A 19,347-nucleotide genomic window follows, 5' to 3' on the forward strand; every position below is an offset into this window, starting at 1 on the left:
GCGTGAACGCCCCCGTACTCAACGACTTCATCAAGGCCTACGACGTTCGCGGCCTCGTGCCCGAGCAGCTCTCGCCGGCCGTCGCGCGCGAACTCGGCGCCGCCTTCGCGCAGATCGTGGCCCGCCCCGAAGGAGCCGAGGGCGTCGTCGTCGGCCACGACATGCGCCCGAGCTCGCCGGAACTGTCTCGAGCCTTCGCCGAGGGCGCCGCCTCGTACGGCATCGACGTCACTCTCATCGGCCTGTGCTCGACCGACGGCCTGTACTACGCCTCCGGTGCTCTCGGCATCCCCGGCGCGATGTTCACCGCGAGCCACAACCCCGCGCAGTACAACGGCATCAAGCTGTGCCGCGCCGGCGCGCGCCCCGTCTCGCTCGAGACCGGCCTCGCCGAAATGCGTGACCTCGCCCAGTGGGCACTCGATCGTGGCACGGCGGTTCCCTTCGACGGCGAACCCGGCACGATCGACGAGCGCGACATGCTCGGCGACTACGCCGCCTTCCTGCGTTCCCTCGTCGACCTGTCCGGCGGACGCCCGCTCAAGGTCGTCGTCGACGCCGGAAACGGCATGGGCGGCCACACCGTGCCCGCGGTCCTCGGCACGGATGCGGGGCTCGAGGAGCTTCCGCTCGAGATCGTCCCGCTCTACTTCGAACTCGACGGCACGTTCCCCAATCACGAGGCCAACCCGCTCGAGCCCGCCAACCTCGTCGACCTGCAGAAGGGCGTCGTCGAGCACGGCGCCGACATCGGTCTGGCTTTCGACGGTGACGCCGACCGATGCTTCGTCATCGACGAGAACGGTGACGCGGTGACGCCGTCGGCCGTCACGGCGCTTGTTGCCCAGCGTGAGATCGCGAAGGAGGTCGCCAAGGGCACCCGCGCTTCGGACGTCTCGGTCGTCGCGAACCTCATCAGCTCGCGCGCCGTCACCGAGGTCATCACCGAGAACGGGGCGAAGCCGGTGCGCACGCGCGTCGGCCACTCCTTCATCAAGGCGCAGATGGCCGAGCACGACGCCGTCTTCGGCGGGGAGCACAGCGCGCACTACTACTTCCGCGACTTCTGGTTCGCCGACACGGGCATGCTCGCGGCGATGCACGTGCTCGCCGCGCTCGGTGAGCAGGAGAGGACGCTCTCGCAGCTCGTCGCCGAGTACGCCCGCTACGAGGCCTCCGGCGAGATCAACTCGACCGTGAGTGACGCCACCGCCGCCACTGGCCGCGTTCGCGAGTGGGTGGCCTCCCACGGCGAGTACACCGAGGACGGCATGGACGGCGTCACCTTCGTCCACGAAGGCGGTGACAGCGATCCGATGTGGTGGCTCAACCTGCGCGCCTCGAACACAGAACCTCTGCTGCGCCTCAACGTCGAGGCAGCCGACCGTGCAACGATGGAGCGCGTGCGCGATGCCGCGCTCGCCGCCGTCCGAGAAGGAGAAGCCCAGTGAACCGAGGCGTCACGATCGAACCGTGGCTGCGTGAGATCCTGCGCTGCCCGGTCACGCACAGTGAGCTCGTCGACGGCGTCGACGACGGCGGCGAGCCCGTGCTCGTCGCCACCGAAGCCGATGCCGAGCGCGGTGGCCGGTTGCAGTACCCGATCCGCGACGGCATCCCCGTGTTCCTCGTCGACGAGGCCACAGTTCTGCCCACCGAGGCCTGATCGGCCCACCTGGTACCTACGCCGAGGCCGCTTCCCGAATCGGGAAGCGGCCTCGGCGCGTGTTGTGCGTGGTGCCGGACGCGTGGCTCAGAGGCGGACGTCGTCCTCGGCGAGCCAGCGCTGCACGGTCGACTCCTCGGGTGCCGGAGCCTCGATGACGTGCGGGACGAAGCGCGCACCGCCGTCCGTGATCGGGCCGTCGGTCTCGCGGATGCCCATGCCGGCCGCGTGACCGTCGACCACCCAGGCTCCGATGACGGGCCGGTTGCCGTCGAAGTCGGGCAGCGGCCACCACTGCTGGTAGCAGAACGACTCGTCGTGTTCCTGGCCGCCGTGCGTCCAGTCGCGACCCTCCGCGTGGACGCGGATCGAGGCACCCTCACGGCCGAAGAACGGCTTCGCGACGTACTCGCGCAGGTCGCGCGGGGAGTCGAGGTAGGCCGGAAGCAGGTTGGGGTGACCCGGGTAGAGGTGCCACAGCGCCGCGAGCAGCGCCTTCGTCGAGAGGGCCGAACGCCACAGCGGCTCGATCCAGCGCACGCCGGAAGTCTCGATGTGGGCGCCGAAAGGCTCGACGAGCAGGTCCTCCCACGGGTACAGCGCGTAGCAGACGTCGATCGGGCGCGACTGACCGTCGACGAAGCGGCGCGAGTCGACGTCGAGGCCGACGTCGGACAGGTCGAACAGGCTCGTCGTCGCGCCGGCCTGATCTGCGGTGTCTGCGAGGTAGGCGAGCGTGGAAGCCTCTTCGACGAGGTGGAGCAGCCCCGCGAAGTGAAGGTCGTCCTGCCCAGCGGCGACGCGCTTCTTCCACGCACCGACGAGCCTTTCGTGGATCGAGTTCCACTGGTCTAGTTCGGGGAAGTTCGCCTCGTGCCAGGACCACTGGGACACGGCCGACTCGACGAGCATCGTCGGGGTGTCGCCGTTGATCTCGAGCATCTTGGGGGTGCCGTCGCGGGCGAGGCACAGGTCGAAACGGGCGTGTGAGCCCGGATCACCCTCCTCGAGACTCGCCAGGAGCCGCCGGGTCGAGCCCTCGGGCAGGCACAGACGCCGGTCGTCGTACGTCGTGAGCATCCACGTCGCGGCGCTCAGGCACATGCCCCACAGTTCGTCCGTGGCCGCCTCGAGCCGGTCGATCTCGGCGGGGGAGAAGGAGTAGTAGGCGCTGTCCGTCCAGTACGGCACGTCGTGGCCGTCGACGGTCTCGGACGCCCAGAGCATGCCCTCGGAATCGAGGATGTCGCGGAAGTTCGGGCGCGGCTCGCAGGCCAGGCGCCTCATCCGCCTCCGCCGCCGCCCTTGCCGAAGCCGCCACGCACGACGCTGCCCTTCGACGAGCCGTCGGCGCCCTTGATCTGAGTGCCCTCGCGGACGGAGGACTTCGTCACCTTGCCGCCCTGGGCGTCGAACCCACCGGCGGCGTAGGTGGCGTTCTTCGGAATCGACGTGGCGTAGCTGTCGAGCTTTCCGCCCACCGGGGCGACGCGCTGGCCCGAGCGGTAGAAGACCCATGCGGCGCCGGCGTGATGTCCGGAGCGGCACTCGCTGTCCGGCAGCCGTTCACCCGTGGCCTTGTCGCGGCACACCCCGGCGTAGTCGGCGCCCTTGGACGACGAACATCCGGTGAGGAAACCGGCGGCGAGAACGGTGGTCGTGCCGAGGGCGAGCCCACCCTTGCGCCTGGTCGTCGGCATCCGAATCCTCTCCTTCGAGTAGGACGTCAATGTATCGCGCGATCTAGGCTGTGACGCGCGGATCCCCTCGGGCGTTCCGTCCCCCGAGCGACAGAAGGTGTGACATGCCCTACCTTGACGAGAGCTGGCTGGACGACGCCCGTCACCTCGAACGCTGCGACTCGCGCGACTCCCTTCGGGCGCTGGCCACAGCCGGTGCCCAGGTGCGCGAAGCGATGACGCTGGCCCGTGAGGCGGGCGTGGAGCGCACGGCCGACGGTGAGCGGCCCCGCGCCGTCCTCGTGGGCGCGCTCGGTGGCAGCGCCGTCGTCGCCGACGTCCTCGAGACGTTCGCCCAGCCCGGGGCGCCCGTTCCCGTCATCACCCGACGCGACGTGCCGCTGCCGGGATGGGTCGGCCCCCTCGACCTCGTCGTCGCGGTGAGCCTTTCCGGGCGGGCCGCCGGGCCGCTCGCGCTCGCCTCGGAAGCCGCACGCCGTGGAGCGTCCCTGCTCACCGTCGGGGCAGCGGACTCACCCCTGGCGGATGTGTGTGCGCGGGCCCGCGGTACGCACATCCCGGTCGGGCGCGGGCGCACGTCGAGCCGGACGGCGATGTGGTCGCTGCTCACCCCGGTGCTCATGGCGGCGGGGCACCTCGGCCTCATCGACGTCACGGACAGCCACCTCGAGCAGGCGATCACCCACCTCGACCGTGAGGCTGAGGTGTGCCGCCCCAGCTCCGAGCACTTCGTCAACCCCGCGAAGCTCGCGGCGCTGCAGCTCGCCGGTACCGTGCCCATGGCGCTCGCGGACGGACCCGTCGCCGCTGTTGCGGCCCGCCGCGCCGCGTCGATGTTCGCCCGCACCGCTCGGGTGCCGATGACCTGGGGTGAACTGCCGGATGCGGCCGCGTCTGTCGTTGCGACGCTCGACGGCCCCTTCACGGCCGGTGGCGGTAGTGGCGCGGCCTCGGCCCCTGACGACATTTTCGCCGACCCCTTCCTCGACGCGCCCCGACAGCCCGGGCTCGGGCTGCTCAGCCTCCACAGCGACCCCGAAGGTGCCGTTTCGGACTTGGCCGGCGTTGCTGCGGGCGTTCAGGACAGCGCGTTCGCGGCCGGCGCCACCGTCGTCGAGGTGCACCCCGGCGATGGCCCGCCCATCGCGCGACTGGCCGAACTCGTCCAGAGGGTCGACTTCACCGCCACCTACCTCGCGCTCGGCCAAGGTCTCGACCCGAATGTGTCGCGGCACGTGACGCAGCTGCGCGACCATCTCGGCGACCGTCGGGCATGACGCCCGCGGTCGGCACGGGGCGGCGGGCGTGTCGTCTGCGTGAGGACGGGAACGTCTTCGCTGGTTAGGCTTGGGCGCATGACGAACTTCTCCCGGGCCGAGGTCGCGGCCATGGTCGACCACACCCTGCTCAAGCCAGAAGCGACGGCTGACGACGTCGCGGCGGTAGCCCGCGAGGCCGAGGAGCTGGGCGCCTACTCGATCTGTGTGTCGCCGAACATGCTGCCCGTCGAGACGAGCGTCAAGGTTGCCACCGTCTGCGGCTTCCCGAGCGGCAAGCACACGAGCACGGTCAAGGCCGCCGAGGCCGCCGAGTCGGTCGAGCGCGGCGCTGACGAGGTCGACATGGTCATCGACGTGGGCGCGGCCAAGATGGGCGACTTCGAGGCGGTCAAGCTCGACATCCGCACGGTGCGCGACGCCATCCCGAACGCCGTTCTCAAGGTCGTCATCGAGTCCGCTGCCCTCACCGACGACGAGATCCGCGGCGTGTGCGAGGCGGCCGTCGACGCGGGCGCCGACTTCGTCAAGACCTCCACGGGCTTCCACCCGAGCGGTGGCGCCAGCGCCCACGCCGTGCGCCTCATGCGTGAGTGCGTCGGCCCGAACCTGGGCGTCAAGGCCAGCGGCGGCATCCGTGACGCCGCTGCGGCCCGCGAGATGATCGAGGCCGGCGCGTCGCGACTCGGGCTGTCCGGCACGCGCGCCGTGCTCGACGGTCTCGAGGGCGGCTCCGGCGACGCGTCGGCGGCTTCCGCCGAGGGCGCGGTGGGCTACTGATTTCGTATCTGAACGCAACGAAGGGCACCGGCTGAGTCGGTGCCCTTCGTCGTCGGTACGTCGTTGTCCCGGGGTGGACGTGGGGCGGACGCGGGCCGTGTTCAGGCCTCGGTCGGCCGGCGACGCGGCACCCGCCACTCGACGGCCGTGCCGCCGCGCGGCCTCACCCGCACCGTGCACGAGCCGCCCCACCGCTCGGCGCGCGCGACCAGGTGGTCGAGCCCCGAGCGGCGCTCGACGTGCTCGGGCAGCCCGACGCCGTCGTCCGTCACCTTGAGGCGGACGTCCTCGCCGACGTCGAGCGCCACCCGTACCGCCGACGCTCCGGCGTGCCGGGCGGCGTTGCTCAGTGCCTCGCGCACCACGGCGAGAATGTCCATGACGAGGGCGTCGTCGAGCGTCCAGTAGTCGCCGCCCACGGCTACTGAGGGCATGAACCCGAGCGCGTCGCTGCCCTGCTGAGCCAGCTGGTCGATGCTACGGGCCAGCGCGAGCGCGACGCCTCCCTGCTTGAGGTCGAAGATCGCGCGACGCACGTCCGTCACCGTCTCGTCGAGGTCGGTGACCACGGCGTCGAGCTTCTCGGAGGCCACGGTGTCGCCGACGAGCGGCATGACGCTCTGCACCCGCATGCCGGCGGCGAAGAGGCGTTGGATGACGTGGTCGTGCAGATCCTGGGCGATCCTGTCGCGGTCCTCGAGGATGGCCACGCGCTCGGACTCCGCGTGCTGGTGGGCGAGGAGCGTCGCGACGGACAGGCGGTCGGAGAGCATCTGGCCGACCGCCTCGAGCGGTTCCGGCGCGATCGAGAGAAGCGCCCGGTCCCACGCGATGAGCAGCAGACTGGGGGAGGCCTCCTCAGCAGTCACCGGCACGAGCAGCGCCGAGCGCTTGGCGTCGTCGACGAGCGCGGCTGCCTTGGCGCCGGAGAGGAAACGGGCATCCGGGCGCAGCGCCAAGTCGTCGGCCAGGTCTTGGCCGAGGCGCTCCGTCATGCGATGCACGGGAACGTACTCGACGTGGTCGGCGGTGAGGATGGAATCGAAGCGCTCGACGACAACCGGCCACGCCTGCTTGGGCGGCAGCTTCGCAAGCAGGGCGACGGCCTCGGCCGCGGCCCTCTGCCAGCGTTCACGGGCCTCTGCCTCGGCGAGCGTGCGAGCGTGCGCGATCGCGGAGGCGGCCGCCGCGGCGAGGGCCTCGAGCACTCGCTCGTCGCGGTTGCTGAACTGGCTCGCCGAGCGCTTGTTCGTCAGGTAGATGTTGCCGTAGACCTGCCCACGGATGACGACGGGGCAGCCGAGAAAGGAACTCATCGGCGGGTGGTTGGGCGGAAACCCGACGCTCTCGGGGTGACGGCTGATGTCGGCCACCCGAAGGGTGTGCGGCTCGTGGATGATCGCGCCGAGGACGCCCTTGCCGTGCGGCCCGTCGCCGATCAGCGCGGCCGTTTCGGCGTCGATGCCGTGGAGGACGAGGTCCTCGAAACCGCCGTCGGCGTCGAGGATGCCGAGCGCGCCGTACTCGGCGTCGGTGAGGTCGACCGCCGTTTCGACGAAACGGTGGAGCAACGGTCGCAGCGCGAGGTCCTTGCTCAGGTCGATGACGGCGGTGAGCAGCGCGTCGTCGGGGGAGGGGCTGCGATCGTCGTCGCGCGGGCTGCGGGGCGAGGCGGGCTGCGATGCAGTGACCATGCACGCGAGTCTAGGGGCGCCAGGTGTGACGAGCGGCTCCCCGCAGACTTCGCCGCACACGTCCCCTCCGGGGGGACGGGCGTCCACAATGGGGGCATGGCTGTTCGTGTCTATCTGCTCGACGATCACGAGATCGTGCGCCGAGGGCTCGCCGAGCTCCTTTCCACCTCCGGGCGTTGTGAGGTCGTCGGTGAGAGTGGGAGCGCCGCCGAGGCGATCCGTCGTATCCCCGCTGCGCGCCCGGACGTCGCGATCCTCGACGGCCGTCTGCCCGACGGCACGGGCATGGAGGTGTGCCGCGCGGTGCGCAGCGTGGACGAGAACATCCGCTGCCTCATCCTCACGTCCTACGACGACGACGAGGCCCTCCTCGCGGCGATCCTCGCGGGTGCGAGCGGCTATGTTCTCAAGCAGGTGCGCGGCGCCGACCTCGTCGAGACGATCGAACGCGTCGCCGCAGGTGAGTCGCTGCTCAAGGGGGAGGACGCCGACCGCATCCGCGCGCGCCTGACCGGCGAGGACGTCATGCTGCGCCCCGAGCTGGCCGCGCTCACCGACCAGGAGAAGCGTGTGCTCGACCTCATCACGCAGGGCTTCACGAACCGTCAGATCGCCGGGCGCCTGCACCTGGCGGAGAAGACGGTGAAGAACTACATCACGAGCCTCCTGTCCAAGTTGGGGCTCGAATCGCGCACCCAGGCCGCGGTGCTCATGGAGCGCCTGCGCCACCCGCACGACTGACCTGCGCGCGAGCCGGTGTGACGCCGGTCTCGCCAGTAACGACGCGGATTTTCGCGTGCTGCGGCCGATTGGCGTCGGGGTCTAAGGTTGACCTCATGGCCCACTACGACCTCGTCATCATCGGTACCGGTTCCGGTAACCCCCTCGTCACGCCGGACTTCGCGGACAAGAAGGTTGCCGTCATCGAGAAGGGCGTGTTCGGGGGTACGTGCCTCAACGTCGGGTGCATCCCGACGAAGATGTTCGTCCAGGCCGCCGAGGTGGCCCGCAGCGCACGCGAGTCCTCGCGCCTCGGTGTCGACGCGTCCGTGCAGCACGTGCGCTGGAGCGACATCCGTGAGCGCGTGTTCGGGCGCATCGACCCGATCGCGCTCGGCGGACGCGAGTACCGCGAGCGCGGCTCCGAGGACGGCAACACCACCGTTTATTCAGGCCACGCACGCTTCACGGGCGACCACAGCCTGCGCGTCGACGGCTACGACGAGGAGGTCACCGGCGACCAGATCGTCATCGCCACAGGTGCCCGCCCGGTCATCCCCGCGGTCATCACCGATTCGGGCGTGCCGTACGAGACGAGCGACACCGTCATGCGGATCGCCGACCTGCCCTCGTCGTTGGTCATCGTCGGTGGCGGTTTCATCGCGCTCGAGTTCGCCCACGTCTTCAGCTCACTCGGCGTCGACGTGACGATGGTGCTGCGCGGCGAGCGCGTTCTGCGTCACGCGGACGACGACGTGAGCCAGACCCTGACGAACGCCGTCGAGAACCAGTGGACGCTCGTGCGCAACGCCGAGCTGACGTCGGCCGGCCACGGCGCCGACGGCGTCGAACTCGCGCTCTCGGACGGCCGCACCGTGAACGGCGATCTGCTTCTCGTCGCCACCGGCCGCCGACCGAACACCGACGACCTCGGCCTGGAGAACACCGGCGTCGAGGTGCGCCCCGACGGTCGCGTCGTCGTCGACGAGTACGGCCGCACCGGCGTGGACGGCGTGTGGTCGCTCGGTGACGCGAGCTCGCCGTTCCAGCTCAAGCACGTCGCCAACGCCGAGGAACGCTGCGTCGCGCACAACCTCGTCCACCCGAACGACCTCCGTCCGTTCCCGCACGACGTGGTGCCGAGCGCGGTCTTCACCCACCCGCAGGTCGCCACGGTCGGCATGAGTGAGGCGCAGGCGCGCGCCGCAGGCCACGACGTCACCGTCAAGGTGCAGGCCTACGGCGCGACGGCCTACGGCTGGGCGCTCGAGGACACCTCCAGCATCTGCAAGGTCATCGCCGACAAGGAGACGCGCAAGCTGCTCGGTGTCCACTTCGTCGGCCCCGACGCCTCGACGCTCATCCAGCCGGCGATCCAGGCGATGTCGTTCGGTCTGGCTGCCGACGAGATGGCGCGCGGCCAGTACTGGATTCACCCGGCCCTCACCGAGGTGCTGGAGAACGCCCTCCTGGGCTTGGAGTTCCCGCCCCACGACGCCTGATCCCGCTCACCGTCACGACGAGCGCTGCGAGGACGCCCGCGCAGCACAGAGCGGTTGTGGCCCACCACAGATCCGGCAACCAGATCATGCGTTGCCGACGATCGTGTCCGAGCGCGCGGGGTGCGTACCAGGCGGCGCTCGCCAGCAGCGCGGAGGCGACGGAGAACCCCCAAGCCCAGGCGCGGGTATGTCGACGTATGCGCCCGCCGAGCCGCGTCAGTCGAGCCCACGTGGCTGCACCGAACACGAGAAGGACCGCCAGCGCGCTCAGTGCCCACGGCGACCACCTGAGCAACGGGTCGTCACCGCCCGGGAACTGTTGTCGTAGCGTTCCGCTGCGTCGAGCCCCTCGCGGGCGCTCAGGCCACTGCGATGCGTCAGGAGATCGCGGACGGTGGTCTCGTCGTTCGGTATCCAGGTGAAGTAACGCGCTACCGGTGCGTCGAGCTACACGTCGCTGGCGTGGGCGAACTGCAGCACCGCCAGAGCTGTGAAGGACTTAGAGACGGACCCCACAGGCAGCGCCGAATCAGCGGTGAGAGGCCTGCCGGTGCCGTCGGTCCCCGCGAGGTACTCGGTCTCGATCGTGTCCCGAGAAAGGACACGCATGGCAAGGCCGGGCCATCCGAGGCGTTCGCGGGTTTCGCGGGCCAACTTCTGCGGGTCAGTGTCTGCGGGGGCAGCCGGCAGAGCAGACGCGGCACCGGGCCGGAGCAAGCCCACGGTGAGTGCGAGGAGGAGGAAGGGGAGTGCCAACAATCGCCATTTAAATATGCGCATATTTTTATTGTGCACGGGTCGCTACGCTGAGTCCATGCCGAGAACCGCCGACCACGACGCTCGTCGCACGCAGATCATCGATGCGGTGCGTGACCTCGTCGCCAGTGACGGGCCCGAGGCCGCGACGATGAGCCGCATCGCGGCGAGTGCGGGTGTCTCGGTGGGCTTGGTGCAGCACTACTACGCCTCCAAGGACGTCCTGCTCGCCGACGCCTACGACCGAACCCTGCAGGTACAGCAAGGGCGGATCGAGACGCTCGTGGCGAGCGAGGAACAGGCGCGGGGGCGGATCGAACACATGGTGCTCGGCGCCCTGACACAGTTCCTTCCGCTCGACCACGATCGCCGAGACGAGACGATCCTCTTCGACCACTTCAGTTCCGTGGCGCTTCGACAGCCGAGCCTGCGCGAGGCGTGGCAACGCACGGACGACGTCCTGCTCGCACGGCTGCGTGAGGCCGTTGTCAACGCCGAGGAGTGCGGGGAGGCGCGAGAGGGCGTCGACCCGGACGACGAAGCGCGGCGCCTGCTCGCGGTGACCCGAGGTCTCGCTCGAACGCTCCTTCTGCGTGACGACGCCCACGAGGTCGCCCGGGTGCGTCGAGTTCTGGCCCAGGAATGCGCTTCGACGTTCTCGAACCCTTGTCGGCAATACGGGAGCTGACGTTCGTGGGGGTGGCTTGTGGACCGTAGGCTGCTCGTATGAGTGACTCTTCGGGCGGCAACAAGGCGATCTTCGCGGCCCTGGCGGCCAACCTCGGCATCGCCGTGACGAAGTTCATCGCCTGGATGCTCACCGGCATGAGTTCGATGCTGGCCGAGGCCATCCACTCGGTGGCCGACTCGGGCAACCAGATCCTGCTGCTCGTCGGCGGCAAGCGGGCCCGCAAGGATGCCGACGAGTTCCACCCCTTCGGTTACGCGCGGGAGCGCTACGTCGCGGGCTTCGTCGTCAGCATCGTCATCTTCAGCGTCGGCGGCATGTTCTCGCTCTACGAGGCGTACGAGAAGTACCACGAGATGTCTCTGCCGGACGCGCCGCACCCGGGCACCCACGAGAAGTGGTGGTGGGTTCCCATCGTCGTGCTCGTCGCCTCGATCCTCATGGAGGGTCGCTCGCTCATGACAGCGGTGAGCGAGGCCAAGAAGGAGAAGGGCGATCAGTCCTGGGGCTCGTTCCTGCGCAACGCCAAGAGCCCCGAACTCCCGGTGCTCTTGTGCGAGGACTCGGCTGCCGTGGCCGGTTTGACGTTCGCGCTCTTCGGCGTCAGCCTGGCGGTGTTCACCGAGAACGGCATCTGGGACGCCGTGGGCGCCGGGCTCATCGGTCTGCTCCTCATCGCCGTCGCGGCGTTCCTCTTTCGCGAGACGCGTTCCCTGCTCCTCGGTGAGGCAGCCCGCCCGGAGACGGTGCGCGAGATCCGTAGTGCCATCGAATCCGCCGACGGAATCGAGCGTGTCATTCACCTCAAGACCTCCCACCTCGGCCCGAACGAGCTCATGGTGGCGGCCAAGATCGCCATCGACCCGCAGGCGCGCGGTGCGGAGATCGTGCGCTCCATCGACGCGGCGCAGCAGGCCGCCCGGCGCGTCGATCCCGACCTGCAGATGCTCGTCTACCTCGAGCCCGACGTCGATACCGGCGGGGACGCGAGCGGCGGCATCGGGCACGTCACGTCAGCCCAGCGCGAGAACGCTCCGGGGGAGTGGCACGTCGGCCCTTCGCGACCCGACGACCGATAGGTCTGCTCAGCGCATTCGCAGGGACGCATCGACGTTCTCTAAGGTTGGCTCCATGAATCGAGAGCACGTTCGCCCGGTCCGCGTCGAGACCCGAGGCGGTCACTGATGGCCGGCGGACTCTTCGCGCTGCTCGACGACGTCGCAGCGCTCGCCCGCCTCGCGGCGGCCTCCACCGACGACGTGGCCGCTGCCGCCGGTCGCGCCAGTGCCAAGGCAGCGGGCGTCGTCATCGATGACACCGCCGTCACGCCGCGCTATGTGCAGGGCCTCGCGGCCGAGCGAGAGCTGCCGATCATCAAGCGCATCGCGATCGGCTCGCTACGCAACAAGCTGCTCTTCATCCTCCCGATCGCGCTGGTGCTCTCGGAGTTCCTCCCGATCGCAGTGACGATCCTGCTCATGCTCGGCGGTACGTACCTGTGTTTCGAGGGCGCGGAGAAGATCATCCACGCCCTCAAGCACCGCCGCGAGCACGGACACGAGAGCGCTGCCGAGCGCGAGGGCGAGGACGTCGCGACGGAGAAGGTCGACGAGGACGAGGTCGTGAGCGGGGCCGTGCGCACCGACTTCATCCTCTCCGGCGAGATCATGGTCATCGCCCTGAAGTCGGTCACCGATCAGCCGCTCGTCTCGCGCGCGATCATTCTGGCCGTGGTTGCCGTCCTCATCACGGTGCTCGTCTACGGCTTCGTCGCGCTCATCGTGAAGATGGACGACGTCGGCCTCAGCCTCATCGACAGCGGCAAGAGCGAGAAGTTCGGCCGTTTCCTCGTCAACCTCATGCCCAAGGTCATGGCGTTCCTGTCCACCGTCGGCGTCGTCGCGATGCTCTGGGTCGGTGGCCACATCCTTCTCGTCGGCACCGACGAACTCGGCTTCCACCCGCTGTACTCGGCCGTCCATCACGTCGAAGAAGCGGTGCACGAGGCCACTGGCGCACTCGGCGGCGTGCTCGGATGGCTCACGAACACCGTCGCGAGCGGCATCTTCGGGCTCATCGTCGGCACGATCGTCGCGCTGATCGTGACGCCGATCCTCGCCGCTCGTGCCAAGTCGAAGGGCGAGGCGCCCGCGCACTGAGCTGCCGCACCTCACCTCTCGAACGGCCGTCGCGCGTCCCGTGCGGCGGCCGTTCGACGTGGCCGTGTCGGAGGTGGCCGGTAGACTCACGGCCAGTCGGCGCGGGCGATAACCCATGCACGAGAGCAGCCCAGAGGGGCACGCCGGAATCTCGAGTCACCGAATGCGAAGGAAACAGACCACCATGCCGTTCGACTACAAGATCCGCGACATCTCACTCGCCGAATCCGGCCGTCACCAGCTGCGCCTGGCCGAGCACGAGATGCCCGGTCTCATGTCATTGCGTGCTGAGTACGGCGAGAGCAAGCCGCTCGCCGGTGCGAAGATCGCCGGGTCGCTGCACATGACGGTGCAGACGGCCGTCCTCATCGAAACCCTCACCGCCCTCGGCGCCGAGGTGCGCTGGGCGTCGTGCAACATCTACTCCACCCAGGACGAGGCTGCCGCGGCCGTCGTCGTCGGCCCGAACGGCACCGTCGACGACCCGCAGGGTGTGCCCGTGTTCGCCTGGAAGGGCGAGACGCTCGAGGAGTACTGGGACTGCACGAACGAGATCCTCACCTGGCCCGGCAACGAGGGCCCGAACATGATTCTCGACGACGGCGGCGACGCCACGATGCTCGTGCACAAGGGCACGGAGTGGGAGAAGGCCGGCCAGGTGCCGCCCACCACCGCGGACGACTCCGAGGAGTTCAGCGTCTTCAAGGCCCTCGTGCGCAAGACCCTCGCCGAAGACCCCACGAAGTGGACGAAGATCGGTGAGCAGATCCAGGGCGTCACCGAGGAGACCACCACAGGCGTCCACCGCCTCTACGAACTCTCGCGCGCCGACGAACTGCTCTTCCCGGCCATCAACGTCAACGACTCCGTGACGAAGAGCAAGTTCGACAACAAGTACGGCACCCGCCACTCCGTGCTCGACGGCCTCAACCGTGCCACCGACGTCCTCGTCGGCGGCAAGGTCGCCGTCGTCGCCGGCTACGGAGACGTGGGCAAGGGCGTCGCCGCGGCGCTCGCAGGCCAGGGCGCCCGCGTCGTCGTCACCGAGATCGACCCCATCTGCGCGCTCCAGGCCGCGATGGAAGGCTTCCAGGTCACCACCATGGACAAGGCCTGCGAATACGGCGACATCTTCGTCACGACGACCGGCAACTTCGACATCATCACCGCCGACCACATGTCGCGCATGAAGAACAAGGCGATCGTCTCCAACATCGGCCACTTCGACAACGAGATCGACATGGCCGGCCTCGCCAAGATCCCCGGCATCGCCAAGGTCGAGATCAAGCCCCAGGTGCACGAGTGGACGTTCCCCGCCGACGGTGACGAGGAAGCCCGCTCCATCATCGTCCTGTCCGAAGGCCGCCTCATGAACCTCGGCAACGCCACCGGCCACCCGAGCTTCGTCATGTCCAACTCGTTCGCCAACCAGACGATCGCCCAGATCGAACTGTTCACCAACGGTGACGCCTACCGCGCCAACGGCAAGCCCCTCGTCAAGACGCTCCCCAAGCACCTCGACGAAAAGGTCGCCCGCGCCCACCTCGACGCCCTCGGCGTCGAACTCACCGAACTGCGCAAGGACCAGGCCGAATACATCGGCGTGGACGTCGCCGGCCCGTACAAGCCCGAGCACTACAGGTACTGACCACTTCGATCGTGCGGGCGCCCGGCGAGCAAGCTCGCTCGGCGCCCGCACGATCTTCGGGTCAGGTGTTGTTTGGCGCGTCTTCCGGCCAGGCCCTATCGGGCCTGTCTCGGTGCGACACGCATCATGGCGCGTCTTTCGGCGGGACGAGTTCGCAAGCTCACTCGTCCCGCTCGGTGCGACACGCGGCCGTCCACTTCTCGAGGTGGGCAGCTCTCGTGTGGCTGTCACCAGTTCGTGGTCGCCGAGGTGAGCACGGTTCCTTGTGGCAGGTTCGGTCCTGACGGATGGCAGTTCAGATGCTCAAGGGGCGTCGATGCGGATTGTGTCCCGATCGGCCAAGCGGCCGCACCCCGACGCGGGGGAGGGGGGCGCGCCGTGCTCGCGTGCAGCCGCCCACCGTTACCTGTGTGTGACAATGAGCCGGGCGACGCCCGGGCACACCGCCCGAGCATCTTGAAAGGGGCAGACAGTGACCAACCGTGTGCTGATTGTTGACGACGACCCGGCACTCGCCGAGATGCTCGGCATCGTCCTGCGCGGCGAAGGCTACGACGTCTCCCACGTCGCCGACGGCTCCGCAGCGCTCGGGTCCTTCCGCGACTTCAAGCCCGACCTCGTCCTGCTCGACGTCATGCTGCCCGGCATGAACGGAGTCGAGGTCTGCCGCAAGATCCGCGCCGAATCCGTCGTGCCCATCATCATGCTGACCGCGCGTACCGACACACTCGACGTCGTGGGCGGCCTCGAAGCGGGCGCCGACGACTACGTCAGCAAGCCCTTCAAGCCCGCCGAACTCGTCGCCCGAGTCCGCGCCCGCCTGCGCCGTGGAGACAACGAGCCCGAGATCGTCGCCATCGGTGACCTCGTCATCGACCTCGCCGCCCACTCCGTCACCCGCGACGGCGAAGCCATCTCCCTCACGCCGCTCGAGTTCGACCTCCTTCTCGCCCTCGCCCGCAAGCCCTGGCAGGTCTTCAGCCGCGAGGTGCTCCTCGAGCAGGTCTGGGGCTACCGCCACGCGGCCGACACGCGCCTCGTCAACGTTCACGTCCAGCGCCTGCGCTCCAAGGTCGAGAAGGACCCCGAGAACCCCGAGATCGTCCTGACCGTCCGCGGAGTCGGATACAAGGCCGGTGCCGCCCAGCAGTCCTGAGCGCCGCGGACCCGCCCGACGCGCGCTCTCCGCCGTCGTCGCCGGCGCCCGACGCTTCGCCGCGTTCCTCGGTCGCACGTGGCGGCGGTCGCTGCACTTCCGCGTCATCAGCCTCACGATGCTCATGGGGCTGACGGTGGTGCTCGCCGTCGGTGCCCTCATGTACCAAGGCATTGCCGACGGTCTCGTGCGGAGCAAGACCAGCTCCGCCCAGCAGGTCGCGCTGCGCGAGACGGCCGACGTCCAGAACGCCTTCGACGCCACGGACAAGACCGACCTCACCACCTTGTACAACCTGTCGCGCGACTCCGTGCGACGCATCTCCAGCCCCCTCGACGACACCTCGCGACTCGTCGTCCTCATGCGGGCCGGTGACAACGCACGCCCCGGTATCCCGCGCGTCAGCACCGCCGGTGCCGGCGAGATCACGCCCCCCGCCGACGTGCGAGGCGCGCTCGCCCGCGACCCTGCGCACCAGCAGACGAAGATCATCACCCTCCACCACGCCGACGGCGGTGACGTGCCCGCAGTCATGGTCGGCTCCCGCGTCAACATCCCGAACGCGGGCGCGTACGACCTCTACCTCGTCTTTCCGATGGACAAGGAAGCCCAGTCGCTCGGCATCGTGCGCAACTCGTTCGCCGCCGGCGGCTTGGGCCTCGTGCTCCTCATCGGTGCCTGTGCCTATCTCGCGACGAGGCTCGTCGTCACGCCCGTTCGGTCTGCGGCCCACGTCTCCGAACGCCTCGCCGCCGGCAATCTCGACGAGCGCATGCGCGTGCGCGGCGAGGACGACATCGCCCGTCTCGCGACGAGCTTCAACGCCATGGCCTCCAGCCTGCAGCGTCAGATCGGCCAGCTCGAAGACCTGTCGCACCTGCAACAGCGCTTCACCTCCGACGTGTCGCACGAACTGCGTACACCGCTGACGACGATCCGCATGGCCGCCGACATGATCCACGACTCCCGCGGTGACTTCGCCGCGCACGTGGCCCGCTCCTCGGAGCTCCTGTCGAAGGAACTGGACCGGTTCGAAGCGCTGCTGGCCGACCTGCTCGAGATCAGCCGCTTCGACGCCGGTGGCGCCGTCCTCAGCCGCACTCCCGTGTCGTTCACCGCCCTCGCCGCCGATGTCATCGACATGCACGAGCAACTGGCGCAGAAGCTGGGCGTCAAACTGGTGCTCGACGCGCCCACCGACGTCGAGGTGCCCATCGATCGCCGCCGTGTCGAGCGCATCCTGCGCAATCTCGTGTCGAACGCCATCGAGCACGGGCAGAACGCGCCGGTCGTCGTCATCGTCCGCTCGAACGTGACGGCGGTCTCCGTCAGCGTCCGCGACTACGGCATCGGTCTCAAGGAGGGCGAGGCGGACAAGGTCTTCGACCGATTCTGGCGGGCCGACCCGGCTCGTGCGCGCACGACCGGGGGCACCGGCCTGGGCCTTTCCATCTCCCTCGAGGACGCACGCCTGCACGACGGTTTCCTCGAAGCCTGGGGTGCGCCGGGGGAGGGCTCCTGTTTCCGCCTCACCCTGCCGCGCCACCCCGGCATCCCCATCGCCTCGAGCCCCGGGCCGTTGCAGCCTTCCAGCGTCACCGCGCCCAAGCAGATCGCCAGCGGCACGATGCGCACCTCCGACGGCGGTGCGCGCCTCGTCTCGGGTTACCCGAGCACGATCGGCACCAAGAAGGCCACGAACGCGTTGCCCCCGACCCTCGAGGGCGAAGCCGTCGCCCGGCCGAGGAGTGACGAATGAGCCGCCTCAGCCGTCCAGCGCGTCTGTCCGCGCTCACCCTCGCCGCAGTCATCACTCTCAGCGGGTGCATCGGCCTGCCCTCGACGACGGGGGTGCGCGCCGGTCAGGCCGTCGACGCCGGAGCCGTCGACGAGCCGCTCGCCGTGGAGCCGCTCACGGCGTCCTCCTTCGACGATCCGCGCTCCATCGCCACGGGGTTCGTGCGGGCACAGATGTCGTCGCAGGACAACCACGCAGCGGCTCGCACCTTCCTGACGGCCGAGGCCTCCACCGCGTGGAAGCCGGGTTCCGCCGTGACCGTTTTCAGTGGAGAGAGCGACATCGTCGCCACCCGACCGGAGACGGGCAAGGTTCGGCTGCGGATTCCCGTCGTCGCGACGATCTCTCCGGACGGTCACCTCGAGCGCTCCGATCAGTACGAGCGAACCCTCGAGTTCTCCGTCCGCGAGACCTCCGCAGGATGGCGCCTCACCGACCTGCCGCCGAACCTCGGCGTGTGGATGAGCGACTCGGATGTCACCCGTCTCTTCACGAGGGCGAACGTCTACTATCCGGCCCGCCACGGACGGGTCCTCATCGCCGACCCCCGCGTCCTGCCACGTCAGGGCCTTGCTACGGCGCTCGCCCGAGCGTCCTTGTCCGCGCCGCCCGCATGGCTCGAACCGGCCGTCGAACAGAGCGCTCCCGACGGCACACGTCTCGCCGTGGACGCCGTGCCCGTTCGCGAGGGCACCGCCCAGGTCGACCTGTCCAAGCAGGCCAGCGGGGCTGACAACGCCCAGCGCACGGCGTTGTGGGCCGCCATGACCGCCACTCTTCTTCAGGCACCCGAGGTGGGCACGCTGAACCTCACGGTGGGCGCCACCCGCTTGGAGGCCGAGAACCTTCCCAGCTCGGTCGACGAGGTCTCGGACGTGGGATATCGCCTCCCGACCGGCGGCGTCGACACCGTCATCTCCCGCAGCGGCACCTACCTCGCCTGGACGCAGGCGTCCGCGAACGACGCCGTCTCCGGCACGACGAAAGCAGCGGCGCGCGGACGACCGTCGCTTCCCGCCGTCGAGGCGAACTGGACGTTCCTGGCAGCGGGCCAAGGAGGACGTCAGATCGCGGCGGTCTCGAAGGACCGCACCTCGATCAGACGATGGGTCAACGGCAGCGCCGTCACGCTCGACTCGCTCGGTACCGATCTGGTACGCCCCGCGTTCGATGCCAGCGGCTGGCTGTGGACCGCCGGACACGCGTTCTCCAACGCGGAGTCGGGAAGGTCCGACTCGAAGGTGCGCGACGCGTCGGTGTGGGCCGTCGACACGTCCGCGAGTGAGGCCGGCGCGGCCCCGGTGCGGCTGCAGGTGCCGTGGCTCGGCGAAGGCGAGGTTGAGTCGCTGAGCATGTCCCCCGAGGGCCAACGTCTCGCCATGATCGTCAAGGACCCGAAGGGGCGCCGCGCCGTTCTGGCAGCGGTGGAACGTGACGCGAAGGGCCGCCCCGTCCGCCTCGGTCCGGCCCACGTCGCGGCCCGGGGCGTGAAGAACCCGACGAGCATCGTGTGGGCAGACGCGACGAGCCTCGCGGTCCTCGGCACGATCGACGGGACGAAGCGACCGGCGCTGCAGACGATCGACGACGTCGTCGAGCCGCTCGCCGTCGTGCGTCACGGCGACGGGCTCGCGAGCACGCTGCGTGGCTCCGACGGGCTGTTCGTCCGGACGTCGAACCAGACAGTTTTCACACGGCTGGGCTCGTCGTGGAGCAGCTTTCTCTCGCGTGGGGACGTCATCGTCCCCAACCCGTGACGGGAGATACGTCCCACCACGTCGTCGGACCGGCCTTTCCACAACA

Annotated in this window: 16 protein-coding genes and 1 pseudogene; 13 read left to right on the top strand and 4 right to left on the bottom strand. The window is 69.3% G+C overall.

The genetic code is table 11. From position 1 onward, the window contains the following. Positions 1-2: 2 nt before the first annotated feature. Both AA983_RS08865 and AA983_RS08870 read left to right on the top strand, forming a co-directional pair. Positions 3-1,451 (top strand): phosphomannomutase/phosphoglucomutase, encoded by a 1,449-nt coding sequence (locus AA983_RS08865; RefSeq protein ID WP_047311898.1) that lies wholly within the window; start codon positions 3-5, stop codon positions 1,449-1,451. Continuing rightward, positions 1,448-1,666, top strand: a complete 219-nt coding sequence (locus tag AA983_RS08870; protein WP_047311899.1) for a Trm112 family protein — start codon at positions 1,448-1,450, stop codon at positions 1,664-1,666. Before AA983_RS08865 ends, AA983_RS08870 begins: the two co-directional genes overlap by 4 nt. An 87-nt stretch (positions 1,667-1,753) precedes the next feature. Here AA983_RS08870 and AA983_RS08875 read toward each other — a convergent pair whose 3' ends face one another. Both AA983_RS08875 and AA983_RS14870 read right to left on the bottom strand, forming a co-directional pair. Further along, a complete protein-coding gene (locus tag AA983_RS08875) occupies positions 1,754-2,953 on the bottom strand; it encodes a glutathionylspermidine synthase family protein (RefSeq protein ID WP_047311900.1) in 1,200 nt (399 codons plus the stop codon). Continuing rightward, positions 2,950-3,366, bottom strand: coding sequence for a hypothetical protein (locus tag AA983_RS14870; RefSeq protein WP_052947033.1), 417 nt, complete (start codon positions 3,364-3,366; stop codon positions 2,950-2,952). Before AA983_RS14870 ends, AA983_RS08875 begins: the two co-directional genes overlap by 4 nt. Before the next feature lie 104 nt (positions 3,367-3,470). Between AA983_RS14870 and AA983_RS08885 the strand changes: the two genes are divergently transcribed. Both AA983_RS08885 and deoC read left to right on the top strand, forming a co-directional pair. Then, positions 3,471-4,643, top strand: coding sequence for an SIS domain-containing protein (locus AA983_RS08885; protein ID WP_047311901.1), 1,173 nt, complete (start codon positions 3,471-3,473; stop codon positions 4,641-4,643). Between the two features lie 78 nt (positions 4,644-4,721). Further along, a complete protein-coding gene (gene deoC / locus AA983_RS08890) occupies positions 4,722-5,423 on the top strand; it encodes a deoxyribose-phosphate aldolase (RefSeq protein WP_047311902.1) in 702 nt (233 codons plus the stop codon). Positions 5,424-5,524: 101 nt separating this feature from the next. On the opposite strand, the gene AA983_RS08895 is transcribed toward deoC, so the two are convergent. Then, positions 5,525-7,117, bottom strand: coding sequence for a GAF domain-containing sensor histidine kinase (locus AA983_RS08895; RefSeq protein WP_047311903.1), 1,593 nt, complete (start codon positions 7,115-7,117; stop codon positions 5,525-5,527). Between the two features lie 96 nt (positions 7,118-7,213). On the opposite strand from AA983_RS08895, the gene AA983_RS08900 reads away from it, so the two are divergent. Beyond that, complete coding sequence (locus AA983_RS08900) at positions 7,214-7,858, top strand: response regulator transcription factor (protein ID WP_047311904.1); 645 nt, start codon at positions 7,214-7,216, stop codon at positions 7,856-7,858. A gap of 95 nt (positions 7,859-7,953) precedes the next feature. Next, the gene (mtr, locus tag AA983_RS08905) at positions 7,954-9,339 is read left to right on the top strand and encodes a mycothione reductase (protein ID WP_047311905.1); all 1,386 of its coding nucleotides are present in this window, start codon (positions 7,954-7,956) and stop codon (positions 9,337-9,339) included. Positions 9,340-9,606: 267 nt separating this feature from the next. Here mtr and AA983_RS15810 read toward each other — a convergent pair. Next, positions 9,607-10,119: pseudogene (locus AA983_RS15810) on the bottom strand (serine hydrolase domain-containing protein). A gap of 34 nt (positions 10,120-10,153) precedes the next feature. On the opposite strand from AA983_RS15810, the gene AA983_RS08915 reads away from it, so the two are divergent. The 7 genes from AA983_RS08915 (at position 10,154) to AA983_RS08945 (ending at position 19,301) form a co-directional block, all read left to right on the top strand. Further along, a complete protein-coding gene (locus AA983_RS08915; protein WP_052947034.1) occupies positions 10,154-10,783 on the top strand; it encodes a TetR/AcrR family transcriptional regulator in 630 nt (209 codons plus the stop codon). 38 nt (positions 10,784-10,821) lie between these two features. Next, complete coding sequence (locus AA983_RS08920; protein WP_047311907.1) at positions 10,822-11,862, top strand: cation diffusion facilitator family transporter; 1,041 nt, start codon at positions 10,822-10,824, stop codon at positions 11,860-11,862. Positions 11,863-11,967: 105 nt separating this feature from the next. Next, positions 11,968-12,942, top strand: coding sequence for a DUF808 domain-containing protein (locus tag AA983_RS08925; protein ID WP_047311908.1), 975 nt, complete (start codon positions 11,968-11,970; stop codon positions 12,940-12,942). Between the two features lie 184 nt (positions 12,943-13,126). Then, positions 13,127-14,590 carry an adenosylhomocysteinase gene (gene ahcY / locus AA983_RS08930; protein ID WP_047311909.1) on the top strand — a complete coding sequence of 488 codons (1,464 nt, stop codon included), beginning with the start codon at positions 13,127-13,129 and terminating at the stop codon, positions 14,588-14,590. 472 nt (positions 14,591-15,062) lie between these two features. Beyond that, positions 15,063-15,746, top strand: a complete 684-nt coding sequence (gene mtrA / locus AA983_RS08935) for an MtrAB system response regulator MtrA (RefSeq protein WP_082128821.1) — start codon at positions 15,063-15,065, stop codon at positions 15,744-15,746. Then, a complete protein-coding gene (mtrB, locus tag AA983_RS08940) occupies positions 15,727-17,505 on the top strand; it encodes an MtrAB system histidine kinase MtrB (protein ID WP_047311910.1) in 1,779 nt (592 codons plus the stop codon). Before mtrA ends, mtrB begins: the two co-directional genes overlap by 20 nt. Beyond that, on the top strand, positions 17,502-19,301 hold the full coding sequence (locus AA983_RS08945) for an LpqB family beta-propeller domain-containing protein (RefSeq protein ID WP_047311911.1): 1,800 nt from the start codon (positions 17,502-17,504) through the stop codon (positions 19,299-19,301). The genes mtrB and AA983_RS08945 overlap by 4 nt, the downstream gene beginning before the upstream one ends. Positions 19,302-19,347: the final 46 nt, after the last annotated feature.

It is taken from the genome of Dermacoccus sp. PE3 (assembly GCF_001021715.1).
GTDB lineage: Bacteria > Actinomycetota > Actinomycetes > Actinomycetales > Dermatophilaceae > Dermacoccus > Dermacoccus abyssi.